This window comes from Rubrivirga marina, assembly GCF_002283365.1.
Classification (GTDB): Bacteria; Bacteroidota; Rhodothermia; order Rhodothermales; family Rubricoccaceae; genus Rubrivirga; species Rubrivirga marina.
In genome coordinates this window covers 2,313,893-2,334,576 of the sequence record NZ_MQWD01000001.1, presented here as the reverse complement: position 1 = coordinate 2,334,576, position 20,684 = coordinate 2,313,893, and the positions used below count along the sequence as shown (strand labels likewise).

Annotated in this window: 10 protein-coding genes; all 10 read right to left on the bottom strand. The window is 73.0% G+C overall.

Translation table 11 applies throughout. From position 1 onward, the window contains the following. Window positions 1–235: 235 nt before the first annotated feature. Window positions 236–3,364, bottom strand: coding sequence for a TonB-dependent receptor (locus BSZ37_RS09545; RefSeq protein WP_095510332.1), 3,129 nt, complete (start codon window positions 3,362–3,364; stop codon window positions 236–238). Window positions 3,365–3,636: 272 nt separating this feature from the next. Continuing rightward, the gene (locus tag BSZ37_RS09540; protein WP_179299551.1) at window positions 3,637–5,718 is read right to left on the bottom strand and encodes a Kelch repeat-containing protein; all 2,082 of its coding nucleotides are present in this window, start codon (window positions 5,716–5,718) and stop codon (window positions 3,637–3,639) included. A 505-nt stretch (window positions 5,719–6,223) separates the two neighbouring features. Further along, a complete protein-coding gene (locus BSZ37_RS09535; RefSeq protein ID WP_095510330.1) occupies window positions 6,224–9,172 on the bottom strand; it encodes a Kelch repeat-containing protein in 2,949 nt (982 codons plus the stop codon). Window positions 9,173–9,380: 208 nt separating this feature from the next. Then, a complete protein-coding gene (ggt, locus tag BSZ37_RS09530) occupies window positions 9,381–11,129 on the bottom strand; it encodes a gamma-glutamyltransferase (RefSeq protein WP_218830461.1) in 1,749 nt (582 codons plus the stop codon). Between the two features lie 92 nt (window positions 11,130–11,221). Continuing rightward, window positions 11,222–13,594 (bottom strand): prolyl oligopeptidase family serine peptidase, encoded by a 2,373-nt coding sequence (locus BSZ37_RS09525; protein ID WP_095510329.1) that lies wholly within the window; start codon window positions 13,592–13,594, stop codon window positions 11,222–11,224. Window positions 13,595–13,748: 154 nt separating this feature from the next. Further along, window positions 13,749–14,168 carry a hypothetical protein gene (locus BSZ37_RS09520; RefSeq protein ID WP_218830460.1) on the bottom strand — a complete coding sequence of 140 codons (420 nt, stop codon included), beginning with the start codon at window positions 14,166–14,168 and terminating at the stop codon, window positions 13,749–13,751. Window positions 14,169–14,195: 27 nt separating this feature from the next. Further along, the gene (locus BSZ37_RS09515; RefSeq protein WP_095510328.1) at window positions 14,196–16,403 is read right to left on the bottom strand and encodes a sensor histidine kinase; all 2,208 of its coding nucleotides are present in this window, start codon (window positions 16,401–16,403) and stop codon (window positions 14,196–14,198) included. A 192-nt stretch (window positions 16,404–16,595) separates the two neighbouring features. Then, on the bottom strand, window positions 16,596–17,486 hold the full coding sequence (locus tag BSZ37_RS09510) for a choice-of-anchor V domain-containing protein (protein WP_095510327.1): 891 nt from the start codon (window positions 17,484–17,486) through the stop codon (window positions 16,596–16,598). Window positions 17,487–17,559: 73 nt separating this feature from the next. Continuing rightward, window positions 17,560–19,041 (bottom strand): PQQ-dependent sugar dehydrogenase, encoded by a 1,482-nt coding sequence (locus tag BSZ37_RS09505; RefSeq protein ID WP_095510326.1) that lies wholly within the window; start codon window positions 19,039–19,041, stop codon window positions 17,560–17,562. A gap of 97 nt (window positions 19,042–19,138) precedes the next feature. Then, window positions 19,139–20,635: a PQQ-dependent sugar dehydrogenase gene (locus tag BSZ37_RS09500; RefSeq protein WP_143537613.1), complete on the bottom strand. Its 1,497-nt coding sequence runs from the start codon at window positions 20,633–20,635 to the stop codon at window positions 19,139–19,141. Between the last annotated feature and the right edge of the window lie 49 nt (window positions 20,636–20,684).

Here is a 20,684-nt window from a genome sequence, read left to right as displayed (position 1 = left end):
GGCGCGGCCGGGCACCCGGCCATGTGTGGTCAATAAATGTATCGAGGGCGCCGGCCGGCACGAGGGAGGCCCGGTGAAGTGACGGTCCCGTAACGCGGAGGGGTGGGGCCGTTTCTCGTGCCCCCCCCGCTCGGCCCCAAACGACGGCGGCCCCGCCCTCCGAAGAGAGCGGGGCCGCACGGGTCGGTCCGCCTCGGTCGGCCCCTCGAACGGGACGCCGAGGCGGGCGGGGCCGCTAGAAGTTGTAGCGGAGGCCGAGCTGCATCCGCCAGCGCGACGCGAAGTCGCTGACCTCGGCGATCGTCGTCGGCGTCTCGAACGAGATGATCTGCCGGCCCTGGGCGTCGTAGCCACCGAACTCGAGGAGTTCGAACCGGTCGCCGACTGTCTCCACCTGGCCGAGGTCCGTCCCGAGCAGGTCGAGCACGTTCTGGATGTCGAGCGTGATCTCGACGTCCTGGCCCGTCAGCGTCTGGATGCTCTGGGCGACGCGGGCATCGAGGAAGTGGAGCCACGGGGCCCGCGTCGAGTTCCGCTCGAAGATCTGGCCGCGCTGCTCGCGCAGCGCCTCGTTGCCCTCGATGAAGGCGTCGAGGGCCGTCCACTCGGCGTCGTCGATCACCACCTCATCCCGGCTCGCCGGGACGTAGACGAGGTCGGCCCGGTCGAAGCCGTCGCCGTTGACGTCGTCGCCGCTCGAGTACACGAACGAGTACGGCCGGCCGGCCTGCCCGTCGTAGATCAGCGAGAACGTAGTCGCGAACCGACCGCCGTACTCGACGCCGTAGGACGCCGTCGCGAGCACGCGGTGGGCCACCTCGAAGTTCGAGGTCGTCAGCGGCGGGTCGTTCACGTCGAGCCCGACCGTGAGGTCGCGGACGTTGGAGCGGGCCTGGCTGGAGGTCACCGAGTTGATGTCCTTGACCTGGCCGAACGTGTAGCTCAGGCTGCCGCCGAACTGGGGCGCCGCGCCCGTGCCGATCGGCTTCTGGAGCTGGCCCGTCAGGTTGTAGGCGTAGCCCTGGTCCGTGTTCGTCAGCACGATCACGTCCTGGTAGTCGCCCGACACCCGGGCCCGCGTGACGCCGGTCCGGCCGTCGACCGTGTTGGGGTCGAGGACGAACGGCTGCCGGTTGAGGCTCTGCCACTGGACGCCGTTGACGACGTCGGTGTAGAGGAACTCGCCCGTTGCGACGAGGCCGCCCGGCAGCTCCTGGTCCACGGCGATGTTCGAGCGCCACACCGTCGGCGACTTGAAGTCGGGGTCGGTGAAGTTGATCTCGGCCGAGCCCTCGGCGAAGCCGAAGTCGGCGGCGGTGTACTGGTTGGCCGGGTCCGTCCGGAACCCGCCGGCCGCCGCGATCTGGTCCGCGTTCCGGACGGAGACGCCACCGAGGAGGGTGCCGTCGTTCGAGAACGAGTTCGAGATCCAGACGGCCGGGTTCGAGCCGTTGAAGAGGCCCGTGCCGCCGCGAATCTGCGTCGAGCGCTCGCCCGGGACCGAGTAGTTGAACCCGAAGCGCGGCTGGAAGACCGGGTTGCCGTTGGGCACCTCCGTGTTGTCGAACCCGAAGAGACTCTCGAACGACGCCCCGCTGCTGGCGTCGTAGGCCGGCGACGGCTGGTCGAAGAAGTGGGCCATGTCGACGCGGAGGCCGCCCGTCAGCTTCAGGTTCTCGATGCCCGTCCACTCGTCCTGGGCGTAGAGGCTGAAGTTGGCGTACGAGAAGTCCGCGAGGGGGCGGTCCTCACCGGCGATCGCCGAGTAGTTCCGCTCGTAGAGCGAGGCCCGCCCGTTGCGGAAGTCCTCGAGGTTGGAGAAGCGGTAGTACCCGTAGAAGTTGCGGATGAACAGGTTCTCGAAGCTCGAGAACGTGTTCTGGGTCCCGACGGTCACGACGTGGTCGCCCACGAAGTAGTTGAAGTCGTTGACGAGCTCGAACACGTCGGCGTCGATCCGGTTGGCGCCGCGGAACTGGTCGGGGCCGGCGACGACCGTCGCGCGGCCGTCGCTGCCGAGGCCGCGGATCTCGATCGACGGGAAGGCCGGGAACTCGAGGACCGACGGCTGGCGGTTCGTCTGGAGGCTCGCCCGGAGGAGGTTGGCCGCGTTCTGGCCGAGGATGCTCCGGAGCTCGACCACCGAGGAGGTGTTCGTGTTCTGGCGCGTGTAGAGGCGGTCCTCGAGCGTGTAGAAGTTCGAGCTCCGGGAGATCCCATCGTCCTTCTTACCCTGGACGTAGTTGAACCGGGCCGTCAGGTTGTTCGACGGGTTGATGTTGTAATCGAGCCGCCCGAACACCTTCGCCGACTGGGTCCCGGCGTCGAACGTCCCGATCGTGCCGGTCTCGCGGCCGTACTGCGTCTCGAGGATGGTCTGGATCTCCTGAGCGGCGGCAGCGTCGTTGAAGTTGGCGACGATGGGCTCGTTCGTGTCACCGATCTCGACGCTGCCGAAGAAGAACAGCTTGTCGCGGAGAATCGGCCCGCCGAGCCGCCCGCCGTAGGTCACGTCGGTGAAGTCGTTGAACGCGTCGCCGTCGACGCCCGTCCCGACGAGGTCCTGGTTCCGGCCGAGGCCGTAGACCGAGCCCGTGAACGTGTTCGTGCCCGAGCGCGTGATGACGTTGATGTTGCCGCCCGTGAAGCCGCCCTGGCTCACGTCGTACGGCGCGATGGCCACCCGGAACTCGGAGACGGCGTCGAGCGAGATCGGCTGCGTGCCGGACGAGCCGCCCGGGGTGCCCGAGCTCTCCAGCCCGAACGCGTCGTTGAGCGCGGCCCCGTCGACCTGGATGTTGTTGTACCGGCTCGACGTGCCGCCGACGGACGTGCCGGCCTCGCTGCCGCTGCCGACCTGCGAGAACTGCGGGGTCAGGCGCGTGAAGTCCGTGAGGCTCCGGGTGATCGTCGGGAGCCGCTCGATCTCCTCCTCGGAGACGTTCGTGCCCGTGCCGATGTTCGACGACGAGATGATCGCGTTGCCCTCCGCCGTGACGACGGCCTCGCCGATCGTCGCGTCGGCCGGCGTGAGCTGGACGTCGACCTGCTCGTTCTCGCTCAGCTCGAGCGTGATGCCCGTCTGCTGGACGGTGGTGTAGCCGACGAACGAGACGGTGACGGTGTAGGGGCCACCGACGCGGAGGTTGCGGAGGTCGAACTGACCGTCGGCGCGCGTGGAGATGCCGTACTGCGTGCCGGACGGCTCGTGAACGGCGAGGACGGTCGCGCCGGGGAGGCCGAGGCCAGCCTCGTCCGTGACGGTCCCGTTCATGGCGGCCGTCGTGACGCCCTGCGAGAAGGCAGGGGCCGCAACGAGGGCCAGCAGGGCCATCGCGAGGCGGCGGATCGTGACGCTGGTCATAGAGGGTGGTGCGTGTGGGGGGGACGGCCGAGGGGTCCGGCCAGGGATCGCCGGCGAACCTATGCCTCTGGGGACGCCCCTTCGATGGAGGCGGGATGATCGTTCCCTTCTTTATGCGGGCGCCACGCCACGCTCACGCGGTCCTCACTGAAGGGTTACAGACCGGTAACGGCTCGCCACGGTGGCTCGGCGACCGACCGTCTGCTCGCCTCAGGGAGGCCACCTCGGTCGCTCGTCGGGCTGAGTCCGGCCTCCCCCCGCCAAACGGAGCGCTACCGGAGCAGCGCCACTCGCCGGGTCTCCGAGAACGGGCCCGCTTGGAACCGGAAGAAGTAGACGCCGCTGGCGAAGCCGGCCCCATCGAAGCGGGCCTCGTGGCGGCCAGCCTCTATGCGCTCGCTGACCAGCAGCGCCACGCGCTGCCCCAGCGCGTCGAAGACCTCGAGGCGGACGTCGGCGGCCACCGGCAACGCGTAGCGAATGGCCGTGGCCGAACGGAACGGGTTTGGCGAGGCCGCCTCCAGTCGGGGCACTCCCGCGCCCGAGGGAGCGGGCGAGGTGGCCGTGGGATTCGTCGTGCCCCCGCCGGCCAGCGTCGTGCCGCGGAGGCCGCCGGGGGCGAGGGCGAGGAAGCCGACGACCTCGCCCGTGTGGTCCGTCTCCGGGTCCGCCGACTGCTCCTCCTCGACGCGGACCTCGAACCCGGCCCCCGTAAGGGCCCGGTAGCGCAGCGTCGCGGGGTCGCTCTCATTCAGGGTCTGCATCGAGGCCAAGAGCGCCGGGGCCGATGCGAAACCGTCCTCCAGGCTGACCGCGGCGTACGAGTGATCGATGGGGGCAGGGGTGCGTCCCGCCTCGAGCACGCCCGCGACGGCCCCGGCCTCGACCGCCACGTACGCCACCGTCTCCACGCCCTGGTGATCCGTCGACTCCTCTCCCTGGAGCCGGAGCTGGAACGACCCGGCCGAGACGTCGCGCTGGCGCGTCACGACGGCCCCCGCGCCGGCCGCCGTCGAGACCTGGCTGAAGAGGACAGGCGCCGAGGCGAAGTCGGCACCGAAGCCGAAGCTCTCTGGGGCCCCGCTGGCCGTCACGAGCCCCGCTTCGAGCAGCCGGCCTTCCCCGACCCGGTGCACGCCCCGCTCGACGGCGAGCCACGAGACGGTCTCAGTCCCGTGTTGGCCGTCGAGGTAGTCCCACTCGTCGAGTTGGAACTCGAACCCGGCCGCCGTCACGTTCCGGACCCGGACGGTAATCGGCTCGGCGCCATTGGACGAGGCGGGGCCCATCACGACGACCGGGTCGGCGTAGGGGCGCGCGAAAGAGACGAGGTGCCACTCGGACGAGCCGTCTTGCTCAACCGTTGCCCACCCAGCCTCGCCGATGAGCGAATCGGTCCGCACGGACATCAGGGGACGCGACCGGGCCACGTCCTGGGGGTTCTCCGTCCGCCCGAGCCCCCCATGCGTGACGACCAGCTGGCCGCCGATCACCTGGGCGACGGGTCCGAGGAGCCGAACCGGGAGCGGGTCGAGCTCCGTCCACGTGTCGCTCTGCGGGTCGTACGCCGTGATCTGGTCCATCGCCTGGTTGTTCTCGGCCCCTCGGCCCACGCCGCCCACGATGAGGATCCGACCGTCCCAGACCGTCGTCCCCGGCTCGAAGTGCGAGCGCCGGACGGGGAGGTCGGCTCGGCGCGCCCACGTGTCGGTCGCCGGGTCGTAGACGTGGAGCTCGGACCGGAACCGGCGGCTCTCGTCGTGGCCCTGCTGCCCCCCGATGGCGTAGATCTGGCCGCCGATGACGGCGCTGCTGAGGTGGTTCCGCGGGATCGGGAGCGGCGCCGCACTCGTCCACCCGGCCTCCGGTCGGTCGAGGTCGAGGACGTAGTGGTCGCCCACGTCGGTCTGCCGGTCGGGGAGGAGGCCCCCGATGTGGTGGAGGGTCCGGCCGACGGCGGCCAGCGTCCCCGACGCGCGGGCGACCGGCAGGGCGGGGCCCGTACGCCACCTGTCCGTCGCGGTGTCGTAGACCTGGACGGCGCGGACGGCGCTGCCGGGGTTGTCGCCCTCGAACCCGCCCACGAACCAGACGTCGCCGCCGACCGCCGCTGCCCCGACGTGGGTCACGGGCTGGGGCATGGGGGCCCGAGGGGCCCAGGTGTCCGTCGCGGGGTCGTAGGCCTCGACGGTCCCCGTGATCTGGAGGGCGGCGTCGGTGAACCCGGCGAAGACGTAGAGCTTGCCTTCGACGACCACGCCGGGGGCCTCGACGCGGGGCTCGAGGGCCGGGGCCAGGAGCGTCCACGACGCGCCACCCGCCCCATCCTGGGCCAGGGCCGGGGGGACACGCACGGCTCCGGCAGACAGGAAAAGAACGCAGGCTGTCGCCCGAATGGCGGCGGCTCGGATGGGTGACATGGAGAGGGCGAGATCCACGACGAGGTCGTCCCGGCGTCTCCAGCGTGCAGACGAGTCGGGACACGCGGCCGAGCCTGGGGCGCCGCGACCGAAGGATGGGGCGCCACTCCCGGAGCGGAGGGCGCCCTCTGCCACTCCCCATCTCAAATCGCCGTCTCAACACGAGTCCATCGGGGCGAACACGCTTCGCCTAGCTCCCCTGGGGGGGCCAGGAACCCGCCGCGGCATCCTCGCCGCGCGGGTCGGCGCCGCCGTACAGGACGCGGCCCTCGGCCTCGCCCACGGCAGCGTCGAGGCCGGACAGGTCGGTCGTGTAGTGACGACTCGTCCAGCGCGGCGACTCGCGCGGACCGCCGGATTCGCGGTGGGGCCGCCCGTGTCGTGCCGATGGCGTGCGCAACCCTGGTGTGCAGCGCCGGCCCGCCGCCACGCGGGGCCCCTACCGGAGCAGCGCCATCCGCCGGGTCTCCGAGAACGGGCCCGCTTGGAACCGGAAGAAGTAGACGCCGCTGGCGAAGCCGGCCCCATCGAAGCGGACCACGTACCGACCGGCCTCGACGCGCCCGTCGACCAGGAGCGCGACGCGATGCCCGAGCGCGTCGAAGACGTCCAGGCGGACGTCGGCGGCCTCGGGCAGTGCGTAGTGGAGGGACGTGACCGAATGGAACGGGTTCGGGAAGGGCGGCTCCAGCGCGTACCCGGCCGGCTCCGACTCCAAGAGCGCGCCGGCTCCGGCGGGACCCGTGGGCGCCGAGGCCTCGAGCGCCCCGGCCAGCGGAGTGCCGAGGAGACCGCCCGGGGCGATGGCGAGGTACCCGACGACCTCGTCCGTGTGGTCCGTCTCCTCGTCGGCCGACTGCTCCTCCTCGGCGCGCACCTCGAACCGGGAGCCCGTCAGGGCCCGGTAGCGCAGCGTGGCCGGGTCGGCCCCGTCGAAGGTCTGCATCGACGCCAGGAGCGCGGGGGCCGAGGCGAAGCCGGTCCCCAGGCCGACCTCGTGGAAGAGGTCCCCCACGGCGTCGGGCGTCCGCCCCGCCTCGAGCACGCCCGCGACGGCCCCGGCCTCGACCGCCACGTACGCCACCGTCTCTGCGCCGGGGTAGTCCGCCGACTCCTGCGCCTGGATCCGGAGTTGGAACGACCCGGCCGTGACGTTCCGCTGGCGCGTCACGACGGCGCCCCCGCCTGCTGTGACGACTTGGCTCACGAGGACCGGCGCGGAGGCGAAGCCGGCGCCGAGGCCGTAGGTCTTCATGGTCTCGCTGGCCCCGACGAGCCCCGCCTCGATCAGCCCGCCGCCGTCGAGCTGGTGCACGCCGCTCTCGACGGCGAGCCACGACACCGTCTCCGCCACGTGCCGGCCGTCGAGGTAGTCCCACTCGTCGAGTTGGAGCTCGAACCCGGTCGGCGTCACGTTGCGGACGCGAACGGTGACCGGGTCGGAGCCCTCGGACGAGGCGGGGCCAGCGACGACGACGGGATCGGTGAACGGGCGCTCGAAGGGCACGGCGTGCCATGCGTCGCCGCTCGGCTGAGACACGGTCACGGTGCCGGCCTCGGCCACCGGCCCGGCGCCGCCAGCGCCGCGGGCGCTCTCGGGCGGGCCGGCCCCGGACGGGGTGAACGACGCGCTCGTCGTGAGGAGGAGCCGGTCGAGGACGAGCCCGTCCTCCCGCATCCACACGCTGACGACGTGCTCGCCGGCTGAGGCGACGGTGATCGTCGCTCTCGAATTCTGGTCCATCGTCCGGTTCGCCCAGACCAACTGGGCCCGATCCGTCGTGAAGATCCGGTCGGCCGAGGCCGGGCCCGCCCCGCCGATCCCAGCGTGGAACGAGTCGTCGTCGTCGGAGCCGGCGAGGACGCGGCCCCACACGTAGTACGTCCCCGGCGTCGAGAAGCGGACCCGGAACCGGAGTTCGGGCGACGTGTCGACGAACCCGGCGTTGATGTTGGCCCCCGTGTTCGGGAGTACGCCGAGGGCCGTCCCGACGGCGCCCGAGGCTGGGGTGGCCGTCCACGACTGGCCCCCGCGGGCGACCGACTCGTGGGTGTGCTCGGCCTCGGCGACGACGAGCCCGTCGGCCTCGACGAACGGGCCGGGCCCCGCCCCCCCCGCCGTGACCGTCTGCTGGGCCGTCCCGGCCGCGCCGCCGTTGTCGGTCACCGTGAGAGTGGCCGTGTACGTCCCCGCCGCGGCGTAGGTGTGGGCCACAGTCTTCCCAGACCCCGTCGCCCCGTCGCCGAACGCCCACGTGTACCCGACGACCGAACCGTCCGGGTCCGACGAGTCCGACGCATCGAAGCGGAGCGTCAGGGGCGAGGCCCCGTCTGGAGCCGCCGCGAACGAGGCCACCGGCGGCTGGTTCAGGGACCGCGACCGGGCCGTGTTCTGCGGGTCCTCCGTCAGGTCGAGGCCCCCGTGGGTGACGATGAGTTGGCCATCGATCACCTGGGCGACGGGTCCGAGGAGCCGAACCGGGAGCGGGTCGAGCTCCGTCCACGTGTCGCTCTGCGGGTCGTAGGCGGTGATCTGGTCCATCGCGCGGTTGTTGTCCGCGCCCCGGCCCACGCCACCCACGATGACGATCCGACCGTCCCAGACGAACGTGCCCGGCTCGAAATGCGAGCGCCGGATGGGGAGGTCGGCCCGGCGCGCCCACGTGTCGGTCGCCGGGTCGTAGGCGTGGAGCTCGGACCGGAACCGGCGGCCCTCGTCGTGGCCCTGCTGGCCACCGATGGCGTAGATCCGGCCGCCGTAGACCGCGCTGCTGAGGTGGTTGCGTGGGACCGGGAGCGGCGCCGCCGTTCTCCACCCGTCCTGCGGCCGGTCCAGGTTCAGCACGTAGTGGTCGCCCACGTCGGTCTGCCGGTCGGGGAGGAGGCCCCCGATGTGGTGGAGGGTCCGGCCGACGGCCGCCAGCGTCCCCGACGCTCGGCGGGCCGGCAGAGGGGGCCCTACCCGCCAGGTGTCTGTGCCGGTGTCGTAGACCTGCACGGCCTTGACGGCGCTTCCGGGGTTGTCGCCCTCGAAGCCGCCGACGAACCACACCTCCCGGCCGACGACCGCCGTACCGACGTGGGTCACGGGCCGAGGCATGGGAGCCCGTGGGGTCCAGGTGTTCTGCACGGGGTCGTAGACCTCTACACTGCCCGTGACGTGGAGGTCGGCGTCGGTGAACCCAGCGAAGACGTAGAGCTTGCCTTCGACGACCACGCCGGGGGCCTCGACGCGGGGCTCGAGGGCCGGGGCCAGGAGGGTCCAGGGCGCGCTGCCCGCCCCCGACTGCGCCAGGGCCACAGGAGCGCCAGGGCCCCCGACCAGCGAGAGGGTGAGGAGGACGCAGGCGGCGGCCCGGGGGGCCGCGGCTGGAAGCCGAAAGGGCATGGCTGGAGAGGCACCCTGGGAGGAGGCCGCCCCGGCGCTCCCAGCGTGAAGACGGGATGGGACTTGCAGCCAGGCCGGGAGGGCCAGGCCGCGGGACCGAGTCTACTCGTTGGAGCGCGGGTAGGATGATGCCGCCCCGGCTTTTTTTGCGCCCCACGGCCCCACGCGCGGAGCCGTCCCCTCCGCCTCGGGCCTGTCGCGGGCCGGGTCAGTAGCCCGCCGCCGCGTCCTCGCCGCGCGGATCGGCGCCGCCGTAAAGGACGCGCCCCGCCGCCTCGGCGGTCACGGCGTCGAGGCCGGAGGGGTCGGTCGTGGACGTGGCCTCGTCGTAGACGACCTCGATGGCATCGACGCGGGCCCAGTAGCCGCCCGACTCGTCGAGCGCCCACCCGCGCTCCTGGAGCGCGACGACCACGTCGAGCGCGAGCCCCTGGTTTTCGTAGTCCAACTCGTCGGGGAGCCACTGGTGGTGGACGCGCGGCGCGGCGACGGCCTCCTGGACGTCCATCCCGTGGTCGATCACGTTGAGGATCGTCTGGTACACGGCCGTGATGATGCGCGGGCCGCCGGGGCTCCCGACGACGAGCATCAGCCGGCCCTCGGGGTCCTCCACGATCGTCGGCGTCATGGACGAGAGCATCCGCTTGCCCGGCGCGATCGCGTTGGCCTCGCCCTGCACGAGCCCGAACATATTGGGCTCGCCGGGCGCCGACGTGAAGTCGTCCATCTCGTTGTTGAGGAAGAACCCGGCGCCCTCGACCACGACCAGCGAGCCGAACCCGCCGTTGAGCGTCGTGGTGACCGAGACCGCCATCCCATCGGCGTCGACGACCGAGTAGTGCGTCGTCTGCATCGACTCGTGGAGGCCGGCGCCGACGCCCGTGCTGGAGTCGGCCTTGACGGGGTCGAACGACGCCATCCGCTCGCGCGTGTAGTCCTCGTCGATGAGTTCCTCGGTCGGGATGTCCGAGAAGTCGGGGTCGCCGAGGTACTCGGCGCGATCGGCGAAGGCCCGGCGCATCGCCTCCCCCAGGAGGTGGACCGTCGCCGACGAGTTGAACCCGAGCGCGCCGACGTCGAACGGCTCGACCGAATCGAGCATCTGGATGAGCGCCACGCCGCCCGACGACGGCGGCGGCATGGAGATGATGCGGTGGCCGCGGTAGTCGCCCGTCACGGGCTCGCGCTCGACGGCCTCGTAGCCCTCGAGGTCGGCGTGGTCGATGAGACCTCCCCCCCGCTCCATCTCGGCGACGAGGAGGTCGGCCGTCTCGCCGCGGTAGAACCCGTCGCGGCCCTCGTCGCGGATCCGGCGGAGCGCGGCGGCCAACTCAGGCTGGCGGAACGTCTCGCCGGCCTCGTAGCCCCCCTCCTGCGTGAAGTGGCGGACCGTCCCGGGGTACGCCGAGAACCGGCCGGCGTAGGCGTTCATCAGCTCCGCCTCGGCGCGGCTGAGCGGGTAGCCCTCCGCGAGCCGGATGGCGGGCGCCATCACGTCGGCGAGCGGCGCCTGACCATACTGCTCATGGGCTTTGAGGAGGCCGGCGACGGCGCCCGGCACGCCGCTCGCGAGGTGCCCTCGACGGCTGAGGTCGGGCCGGATCTGGCCCGTCGAGTCGTCGACGTACATGTCGCGCGTGGCGCCGGTGGGCGCCGTCTCGCGGTAGTCGATGGTCGTGGCGGTCCCGTCGGGGAACCGGATCACCATGAACCCGCCGCCGCCGATGTTGCCGGCCACGGGGAACGTGACGGCGAGCGCGAAGCCAGTCGCCACCGCCGCGTCAACCGCGTTGCCGCCCCCCCGCATGACCTCCACGCCGGCCTCGGAGGCGTTGATCTCCGCCGAGACGACCATCCCGCGCTCGGCCCGCGCGGGGTCCGCCGTCGGCGACCGCTGCGCGCGGCACGCGGACGCGACGAGGAGGACGGACAGGACGAGCGGGAGACGGCGGCGCATTCGGGGCGGGATCGGGAGGGGCGTCGCCAACCTACCGCCTCCGTCACGGAGGGGCCTCCGCCCCGCCCGCCTCGGCGCCGAGGCGGGCGGGGTCAGCCCTCGCTCTCGTCGCCGCGCTCCGGCCCGACGGCGTGCTCGAACAGGTCGAGGATCCGGTGGAGCTTGTCGGCCCACGACGTCGGCTCGACGTAGCCGTGGGGCTCGACGGGCGCGATCGCCAGCTCCCAGTCCCGCTTGCCGAGCTCGATGAGCCGCTGCGTCAGCCGGAAGATGTCCTGCGGCTGGACGTTGTCGTCGACGAGGCCGTGGGTCATGAGGAGCGGGTCCTCAAGGCCGGCGGCGAACTCGATGGGCGACGACCGCCGATAGGCCTCGGGATCCTGGAGCGGCGTGTTGAGGATGTTGCGCGTGTACGTGTCGTTGTAGTGGGCCCAGTCGGTCACGCTGCGGAGCGCGGCGCCGCCGCCGAAGTGCTCGGGCTCCGTGAACAGGGCCATCAACGTGAGGAAGCCGCCGTACGAGCCGCCGTAGATCGCGACGCGCTCTGGCGGGATCCCGAACTCGTCGCCGAGCCACGCGCTGGCGTCGACGTAGTCCTGGAGGTCGCGCCCGCCCATGTGACGGTAGACGGCCGTCCGCCAGTCGCGGCCGTAGCCGGCCGAGGCCCGGTAGTCGACGTCGAGGACGACGTAGCCGAGATCGGCCAGGAGGTTGTGGAACTGGTACTCGCGGAAGTAGCTGCTCCACCAGCGGTGCGCGTTCTGGAGGTAGCCGGCGCCGTGGACGAACAGGACGGCCGCGCCGTTCGGGTCGTCGGGCCGGTAGATCCGCGCGGGCACCGCCAGGTCGTCGGACGCCGGGATCTCGACGATCTCGGCCTCGCGCCACGGGTACGCCGCCCACTCGTCACGCACCGAGTCTGTGACCCGCTCGATCTCGCCGCCGAGGCGGCCGACGTGGACCTCCGGCGGCCGCGTCGAGGTCGAGTGGAGGAACGCGAGCCGCTCGCCGTCGGGCGCGACGGCCACGTCCCACTTCCCGACTGCCTCCGTGACCTGCCGCCGCCGCGCGAAGCCGCCGCGCGCGTTCGGCATCGTCCAGACCTGCCGCTGGCCGAGGTCCCCCTCCGACGTTTCGAGGATCCACGTTTCGCCGTCGGCCGACAGGATCGCCTCCTCGACCTCGAACGGCCCCTCCGTCAGCGCCTCGACCGTCCCGCGGGCGAGGTCGGCCGCGTAGAGGTGGCTCCAGCCGGTCCGCTCCGATTGGAACCAGTAGCGGCCGTCTGGGAGGAAGCCGCCTGCGCTCGACCCGCCCCACCACGAGATGCCGGGCCCGCCGACCCACGCCTCGTCGCGCTGGCGGTCGAGCGTCGTGAGGACGCCCGTCGCGGCGTCGAGGCGGGCGATCCAGCGGTCCTTGTTGTCGATCGTCCGGACGTCGACGACGGCGACGCCGGGCTCGGGACTCCACGCGAGCCACGGCTGGAACATCCGGGCGGAGTCGGCGGGGGCGTCGGAGAAATCGGACGGGTCGAAGGCGCCGGGAAGTGTCGTGAGGTCGATCCGGACCGTCGTGTCGCGGGCGAGATCCTGGACGTAGAGGTCGGCCCCGACGCGCGGGGCGCCGACCTTCGGCCGGGCCTCGATCTCGGCGGCCACGCCGGTCTCCGTCACGTAGTTGATGAGGAGCGTCGGCTCGGGGTCGGGCTGGTCGGAGAGCGTGAAGGCCACGAACCGCCCGCCCGCGTCGGCGGCGAGCTGGCCGACGGACTGGTCGCCGAGGTAGAACGTGGGCGGGGCGTCGGCGTCGAGGGCCTCGCGCTCGCGGGCGGCCTCGGCGAGCGAGTCCTGGAGCGCGCGCTGGCGGATCACGTCGAACAGCCGCCGCTGCTGGTCGCGGAGGTAGGCCGCGCGGTCGGACGGCGACGGGTCAGCCGGCTCCGTGCCCGTCCGGAGGTCGGTGAGCTGGACGACCGCGCCGCCCACCAGTCCGACGAGCGCGTCCCCCCGGCGGAAGACGAGCGCGCCGTCGGCGAGGTAGCGCGGGGACGACTCGCGGGCGGGCGTCCGGGTGATCCGCTCCGTGCGGCCGGTCGCGCGGTCGTAGACGTAGACGTCGCCGCCGCGCGTGAACGCCCGGCGCGTGCCGTCGGGCGAGTACCGGCCGTCGGCGGCCCAGCCCTCGAAGCGCGGCGGGAGGCCCCGGCGGACGTCGGCCGGGACCGCCTCGGGTTCGCCGCCGGCCGGGTCGACGCGGAAGAGGGAGTCGGCCGGAAAGCGCCCGTCGGGGTTCCACTCGAAGTAGACCGCGTCGCCGGCCTCGGTCCAGTACGGCTCCGACGGCCACGCGCCGATCCAGTCCTCGGGCCGCTGGGTGATCTGCTCGATGGTGAGCGGCGACATGCGCTGCGCGAGCGCGGGGCCGGCGAGGGCCAGCAGGGCGAAGACGAGGGCGGGGCGCATGGACGAGCGGTGAGCGACTCCGCAATATCGGCCCGGTCCCGCTCTACGGCAGTCCGCTCAGAAACGCCTCCATCGCGCCGGAGTACGCCTCCGGTCGATCGAGCCAGCCGTAGTGCGCCTCCCCTGCTCCCTCCGCCTCGGCGCCGAGGCCGGCCTAGTGGTCGCCGATGACCTGCCCGGCGTGCGGCCGCGTGTCCTCGCCGATGGTCAGCCGGTCGGGGACGTCGTTCCGTTGGGGCTCCGGGTTGGCGAGGGGCCCCGTGAGCGGGAGCTCGAAGACCTGGACGAACGGGGCGACGGTCGCGAACCAGAAGTCCTGCTGGAACTCGTAGAAGTCGGCGTCGAACCCACCGGCGTCGCCCTCGTGGCCGGCCACGTCGACGTAGAAGGCGCGGGGCCAGCCGGGGAAGCGGGCCTCGGCGTCGCGGAGGAGGCCGAACACGGCCTGCGCGGCCTGCTCGAACGTGTCCTCCGGCGCCACGACGTGGTAGATCGCGACGGTGTTGTCGAAGCCCATGTGGACGCCCGGGGCGTCCGGCTTGGCGTACTCGGGGACGAAGGGCTGGTCAGGCACGGGTCGCGGCGGCGGTGCCCGACCAACCTAGGCCGCCGGATCGACGAGGGCCATCGCCGGGGCTTCACCGGGCGTCCCGTCGGCGCTCCAGGGCTCGGGGATCTCGACGAACGGGACGGGCTGGCGGGGCAGGTGGAGCGCCCAGCCGGGGCGCGCGCCCTCGATGCGGTGGGCCGTCCCACCGAGCGCCTCGGCGAGCCGGGGGACGTAGCCCGCGCGGAGCCCGAGCGCGTCGGTCGGAACGCCGCCGGTGACGGAAAACTCGAAGGCCTCCGGGCCGAAGGCGCGCACCTCGACGTCGACGCGGGGCCCGTCGGCGGCGGCGACGGCGCCGCTCACGAGGTGCCGGACGAGCTTCTCGAACAGGGCGGCGTCGACGAGGAGCGGGGCCTCGGGCAGCGTGCACCACACGTTCATCGCGATCCGCCGGGCCTCGGCAGCGGGGCGGCTCTCCTCCGCCACGCGCGTCACGACCGCGCAGACGTCGGTGGGGGTCGGCTGGGCCACGACGGCGTCGCCGCCGAGAAGGGCCAGTTCGTCGAGCGCGGCCATGAGCCGGTCGCCGGCCCGCTCGATCACCCCGCGGACTTCGCAGAGGTCCTCCGCTGAGGCGTCGGCGCCGATGAGGTCGGCGTAGCCGAGGATCGAGGTGAGCGGGGAGCGGATTTCGCGGTCGAGGTGCTTGAGGAGCTCGCGGCGGGCCTCAGAGGAGTCCGGTGGGCCGCCGGTGCGGTTGGTCACGTCGAGCGCGACCCCGACGAGGCCTTGAGGCCGACCGCCGCGCCCCGAACGTGCCAAGATGCGGACCTCGAACGTTCGGTCGCCGACGTCGGCGGTCCACGTCGCGTCGCCGCCGGCGAGCGCGGCGGCGATTCCGGAGGCCGCGCCCGGGGCGTCGGCGAACAGGTCGGCGAGCGGCCGGCCGGCCGACGTCTCGGCGTCGAGCCCGAGGAGGTCGAGCGCCCGTCCGCGGCTCAGGACGAGGCGGCCTTTGGAGTCGGTGGCGAAGAGGGCGAGGGGCGCCAGCGCGAGGAGCGCCTCGACGGGGCTGTCACTCGTGGGCGCCCGCTCGGCGGCGCGGCGGCGCGACACGTCTTCCACCACGAAGGCGCACCGGGCGTCGCCCTCGACGTCGACGATGGGCGAGACGGTCGCGGCGAGGGTGCGGAGCCCGCGGTCGGTCTCGACCTCGGCGTCGAAGGCCTGGGGCGTCCCCTCGGCGAGCGCGGCGCGCGACGCGTCGAGCCAGCGCCGGGCCAGGTCGCGGCCGAGCCGACCGCCGAGGCCGAGCTCGGAGGCGAGGCGGCCCGCGATGGCGTCCGGCGTCGAGCCCAGCGCCGCCGCCGCGACGGCGTTGACGCGGACGAACAGGAGGTCTCCGTCGAGAAGGCGCGTCACGCCCATCCCCATCGGGGCGCCGTCGAAGAAGGCGGCGAGGTCGGCCTCGCGGTCGGCGAGCCGGCGGGCGGTCATGACGCCGTTGAGCGACGAGCCGACCCACCGCGCCAGCGACTCCACGAGCGCGCGGTCGTCGTCGGAGAACGGCTTTGGCCGGGGCGTCCGCCCGACCACGCTGAAGGTCCCGACGCACCGGCCGCCGACGAACACGGGCGCCCCGAGATACGCCGCCGGCGTGTCGATGCCGAGCGGGGCCGCGGCAGCGTCCTCGACGGCGAACGGGCCGTCCGTCCGGGCCGTGACGGCGCAGAAGGTGCTCTCGGCCGGGACGGGCCGGATCGGGACGAGGGCGCCAGCAGGGTCGAACACGGTGTGCGGGGCCCACTGGCCGTCCTCGACGAGGGCGAAGGCCGCGCCGTCGAGGCCGAGCGTCTCGGCGGCCCGCTGGAGGGCGAGGTCGAGCCGGTCCTCGAACGTGCCGGGGTGGACGGCCACCTCGTGGAGCAGGCGGCCCGGGACGAGGCGGCTCGGGACGGACCGGACGAGCCCGAGCGCCAGTTGGACCGACGTCGCGAACGCCTCGGTCCAGGCCTCGTCGGGGACCCGGTCGTCGGGGGCGAGCACGAGGAGGACGCCCTCGCCGTCGCCGAGGCGGGCGCCCGCGGCGAACCGGGCGCCCTCGATGGCGCCCGCGACGTCGAGCACGTCGACGCCGTCGCCGCCGAGCGTCTCGGCGAGGGCGCGCAGCGCGACGGCGTCGCCGCCCCACGTCCCGACGGCGGCCACGACGTGGAGCGCGCCCCCCGCGTCGGCGGCGAACAGGAGCGCCGCCGGCACGGCGAGCCGGTGGGTGATCAGGCGGAGGCCAGCCTCGACCGGCGGGGGCGACGGCCCCTCCGGGTGTGGCGCTGTGGAATGAGGATCGACCAGGGTCCCGAGAGAGTGCGGAACCCCGGTATCGGCGGGACTCCCCCTCGACTGAACAGAGGTCCGGTACGGAACCCAGGGCGTCCTACGCCCCGATCGTCCCTACCGGATGACCACCAGGGGCTGCGTGCGCCGTCCCCCCGGGCCGTCAACGACCACGAAGTAGGTCCCGGGCGCGAGGCCGGCCGCCGAGACGGCGAGCACCGAGGCGCCCGCGGCCCGCTCCGCCTCGGCGACCTGGCGGACCGTCCGGCCGAGGCCGTCCACGAGGGTGGCCGCGACCGGGCCGGGGCGGTCGAGCGACAGCGCGAGGCGGGCGGCGGCGCCACGGCGGACCGGGTTCGGTCGGGCCGCGCCGACGGCGAACGCCGCCTCGGGCCCGCCCTCAGCGGCCACCGGACCCACGACCACGTCGGAGGTCGTCGTGTAGATGTGATCGCCGGAGCTCGTGCCGTTCCCGTCCGCCGCGTTGCCGGCCACGTAGACGCGGGCTGTCCCGCTCCGCTCCATCCCCGGCTCCCAGGCGAAGGTCCACGACGACTTAGAGGTCCCTTCCAGGGTGTGGGTGACGTAGGCCTCGTCCGTGTCGCCCTCGGCGTAGCGCGTGACCGTCGCGTCGGTGAGGACCGCGCGGCCCCACAGCTCCCCCGTCTCGGCGTCGCGGACGACGGCCTCGAACCCCTGCCGCCGCGAGCCCTCCGACGCCGGCTCCGTCTGGTTGTCGACCGTGACCGTGATCGGGACCGTCGCACCCGGCTCCACCATCGGGTCGACCTCGACGGTCACGCCGCCTTCGCCCGAGTTCAGCGCGTTGGTGCCGTGGCAGAGCGTGCAGGCCCGGTCGCCGCCGTTGGAGCCGGGATCGCCCGCGAACCCGGCGACCGCGCCGCTCGCCTTGGACGCGGCCGGCGTCGGCGCGAGGACGACGACGGCGGACAGGGCCAGGGCGGCGCCGGCCGCCACGACGGAGGACGCGAGCGTGCGAATCGACATGGTGGGATCGGGAGCGGTAGCCCGAGTATCGACGGGCGAAACGGTGAGTTGAGCGGCCAACGGCCCGGCGGCGTCATCGCGTGCGCACGACGCGGAGGAGGTCGCGGCGGCCACCGATCGTCGCGACGACCGCGTACACGCCGGGCGCGAGGTCGGCGCCGGGGACGCGGATCGCCCGGTCCGGCGCCAGGCCGTCCCAGAGCACGGCGACCTCGCGGCCGAGCGCGTCGACGAGCGCGACGCGGACGGGGCCGGACGTGTCCAGGCGGACGGCCGTCCCGAGGCGGAACGGGTTCGGGCCGGCCAGCGACAGCACCGCCGGCGCGTCCGGGCCCGCCTCGGTGGCGACGGCGAGCAGGTTGAGGGAGTAGATCGTCCCGCCGATAAAGTCGGTGACATAGAGGCCCCCGCCCGGAGCCGGATCGATCGACGACACGTTGATGGACCCTTCGCTCCCGTCCTCCTTGGGGAAGGTCTCGGCGAGGAGGAAGGGCACCGGGTCGTCGATGGGCATCGCCCACACGCGGCCCGTCACGAAGTCGCCGTAGACGTAGTGCCGGTACAGCGCGACCGAGGGGTCCTCGACCACGAACCCGCCCGTGATCGAGTTGCCGAACTCGGGCGTATGGGGGTAGGCGTAGACCGGCGCCTCGTAGGCATCGAGGTCGCAGGGGTCGCAAGTCGGCCCAGGGGGGCAGTAGCAGTCGGGCCCCTCGACGCGGTTCCAACCATAGTTCCCACCGGCTTCGACGAGGTCGATCTCCTCCCAGTCCCCGGCCCCCACGTCCCCCGCCCACACGCCGAACGGGCCGGCGTCGAACTTGAACGGGTTGCGGAAGCCGTAGGCGAAGATCTCGTCGCGCTCGGGCCCGTCGGTCAGCGCGAACGGGTTCGAGTCGGGGATCCGGTACGGCGCCCCCTCCGGCGCGTCGTCGACGTCGATCCGGAGGAGCGACCCGAGGAGCGTCGTCGGGTCCTGCCCGTTCCCGAACGGGTCGCCGACGCCGCCCCCGTCGCCGAGCGCGATGTAAAGGAGGCCGTCGGGGCCGAAGTCAATCGTCCCCGCGTTGTGGTAGTATTCGGGCTGGTCGACCGCCAGGAGGAGCCGCTCGCTCTCGGGATCGACGCGGAGGGGGTCGGACTCGGAGCGAGTGAACTCGACCACGCGCGACACGATCACCCGGACGCCGACCTCCGGCTCCCCCACGGGCGCCGTGTAATAGACGAACACCCGGCCGTTGTCGGCATAGTCCGGGTGGAACGCGAGGCCGAGGAGGCCGGCCTCGCCTTCGGTGTACACCTTCCCATCGAGGTCGAGGAACACGGCCTGTGAGACCTCACCCGGAACGACCGATACGATGCGTGGCTCGCGGTCCGCGACGCCCTTCTCGATGACGTAGAGGCGGTCCGGCTGGCCGGGCGCCTGCTCCACGCCCACCGGGCGGCGGAACGACGTGCCGGGCGTCGCCTCCTCAATGGTGACGGGGGCGGGCTGAGCGGCGGGCGACGCGGCGAGGGCGAGCGCCAGGACCGCCGAGGCAATCGGTCGGATCATGGGGGATCGGAGGACGAGTCGACGTATTCGCCGTCGACGCTGGACCCACACGCCGGCGCCGGTCCGGTCGTGCGGAGGTCTGGAGTGGGGAGTCTCTCTACCGGGCTCGTACGACGCGGACGACCTGCCGCCCGTCTCCAGCCGTCGCGACGACGGTGTAGACGCCGGGCGCCAGATCGTCCCCAGTCAGCGGAAGCGTCCGGGTGCCCCCCGGGCCGTCCCAGAGCACGGCGACCTCGCGGCCGAGCGCGTCGACGAGCGCGACGCGGGCCGACGCCCCGACCGGGACGTCCAAGCGGACGGCCGTCCCGAGGCGGAACGGGTTGGGGCCGGCCAGCGACAACACACGGGCGACATCCGGGCCCGCCTCGGTGGGCGTCCCGGCCCGGGCGATGCGGTAGATCCGGCCCCTCGTGAGGTCCGTCACGAGGATGTCGACGCCCTCTGGGGCCGGGTCAATGGAGGCGATGTTCACGGTCCCGCCGGCTCCAGGGAAGTCGGCCGACTCCAGCACGACCGTGACCTCGTTCGAGCCGCGGTCGAGCGCCCACAGCCGGCCCGTCACGTAGTCGCCGAACAGGTAGGACCCGGAGAGCGGGAGGTCGACGTCGTCGAGGACGTAGCCGCCAGTGATCGAGAACCCGCCCGTCGCGAAGGTATGGGGGTAGACGTGGAGCGGCGCCTCGTAGAGGCCGGGGTCGCAGGATGAGCCCGGCGGGAAGCAGTCGGGGCCCTCCACCTCGTTCCACCCGTAGTTCCCGCCGGCCTCGACCACGTTGACTTCCTCCCACGTGTCCTGCCCCACGTCGGCGACCCAGACGCCGGCCTCGCTCACGTCGAACTTGAACGGGTTGCGGAAGCCGTAGGCGAAGATCTCGTCGCGCTCGGGCCCGTCGGTCAGCGCGAACGGGTTCGAGTCGGGGATCCGGTACGGCGCCCCCTCCGGCGCGTCGTCGACGTCGATCCGGAGGAGCGACCCGAGGAGCGTCGTCGGGTCCTGCCCGTTCCCGAACGGGTCGCCGCCGAAGCCACCGTCGCCGAGGCTGTAGTAGAGGAGGCCGTCGGGGCCGAAGTCGACGGTCCCCGCGTTGTGGTTGTTGTACGGCTGGTCGACCTCGAGGAGGATCCGCTCGCTCTCGGGATCGACCGCCAGCGGGTCGGCCTCCGACCGGGCGAACTCGGACAGCCGGGAGACCATCGCGAGAACGCCCGGCTGGGGGGCGTCGACGGGCGCGGTGTAGGAGACGAAGAGCCGGCCGTTGTCGGCATAGTCCGGGTGGAACGCCAGGCCGAGGAGACCGCCTTCGCCCGCTGCGTCGACACGGTCGCCGAGGTCGAGGAACACGGTCGCCGCGGGCTCGCCGGGGACGAGCGTCATGATGCGAGCCGGGAGCGGGCTCTGCTCACTCTCCCGCCCCTTTTCGAGCACGTAGATCCGGTCCGGGTGGAGGGCGCCGGGCGCGTCCGGCTCGATCTCGACGCCGAGCGGGAGGTCGAACGTGACGCCGGGCGTCGCGACGCTGACGTCGACGGGCTGGGCCGCCAGCGGGGCGCACGCGAGCAGGACGGCGGTGAGAAGAGCGGGCCGAGACATGGCGGTGGCGGGAGGGGAATCAAGGTAGACGGTAGCTTGGTCGCGGTTC

Excerpts from the sequence above, each read along its gene's own strand:
- BSZ37_RS09500 (WP_143537613.1), bottom strand. The coding sequence starts at position 20,635 with ATGTCTCGGCCCGCTCTTCTCACCGCCGTCCTGCTCGCGTGCGCCCCG.
- BSZ37_RS09510 (WP_095510327.1), bottom strand. The coding sequence starts at position 17,486 with ATGTCGATTCGCACGCTCGCGTCCTCCGTCGTGGCGGCCGGCGCCGCC.
- BSZ37_RS09525 (WP_095510329.1), bottom strand. The coding sequence starts at position 13,594 with ATGCGCCCCGCCCTCGTCTTCGCCCTGCTGGCCCTCGCCGGCCCCGCG.
- BSZ37_RS09505 (WP_095510326.1), bottom strand. The coding sequence starts at position 19,041 with ATGATCCGACCGATTGCCTCGGCGGTCCTGGCGCTCGCCCTCGCCGCG.
- ggt (WP_218830461.1), bottom strand. The coding sequence starts at position 11,129 with ATGCGCCGCCGTCTCCCGCTCGTCCTGTCCGTCCTCCTCGTCGCGTCC.
- BSZ37_RS09545 (WP_095510332.1), bottom strand. The coding sequence starts at position 3,364 with ATGACCAGCGTCACGATCCGCCGCCTCGCGATGGCCCTGCTGGCCCTC.
- BSZ37_RS09535 (WP_095510330.1), bottom strand. The coding sequence starts at position 9,172 with ATGCCCTTTCGGCTTCCAGCCGCGGCCCCCCGGGCCGCCGCCTGCGTC.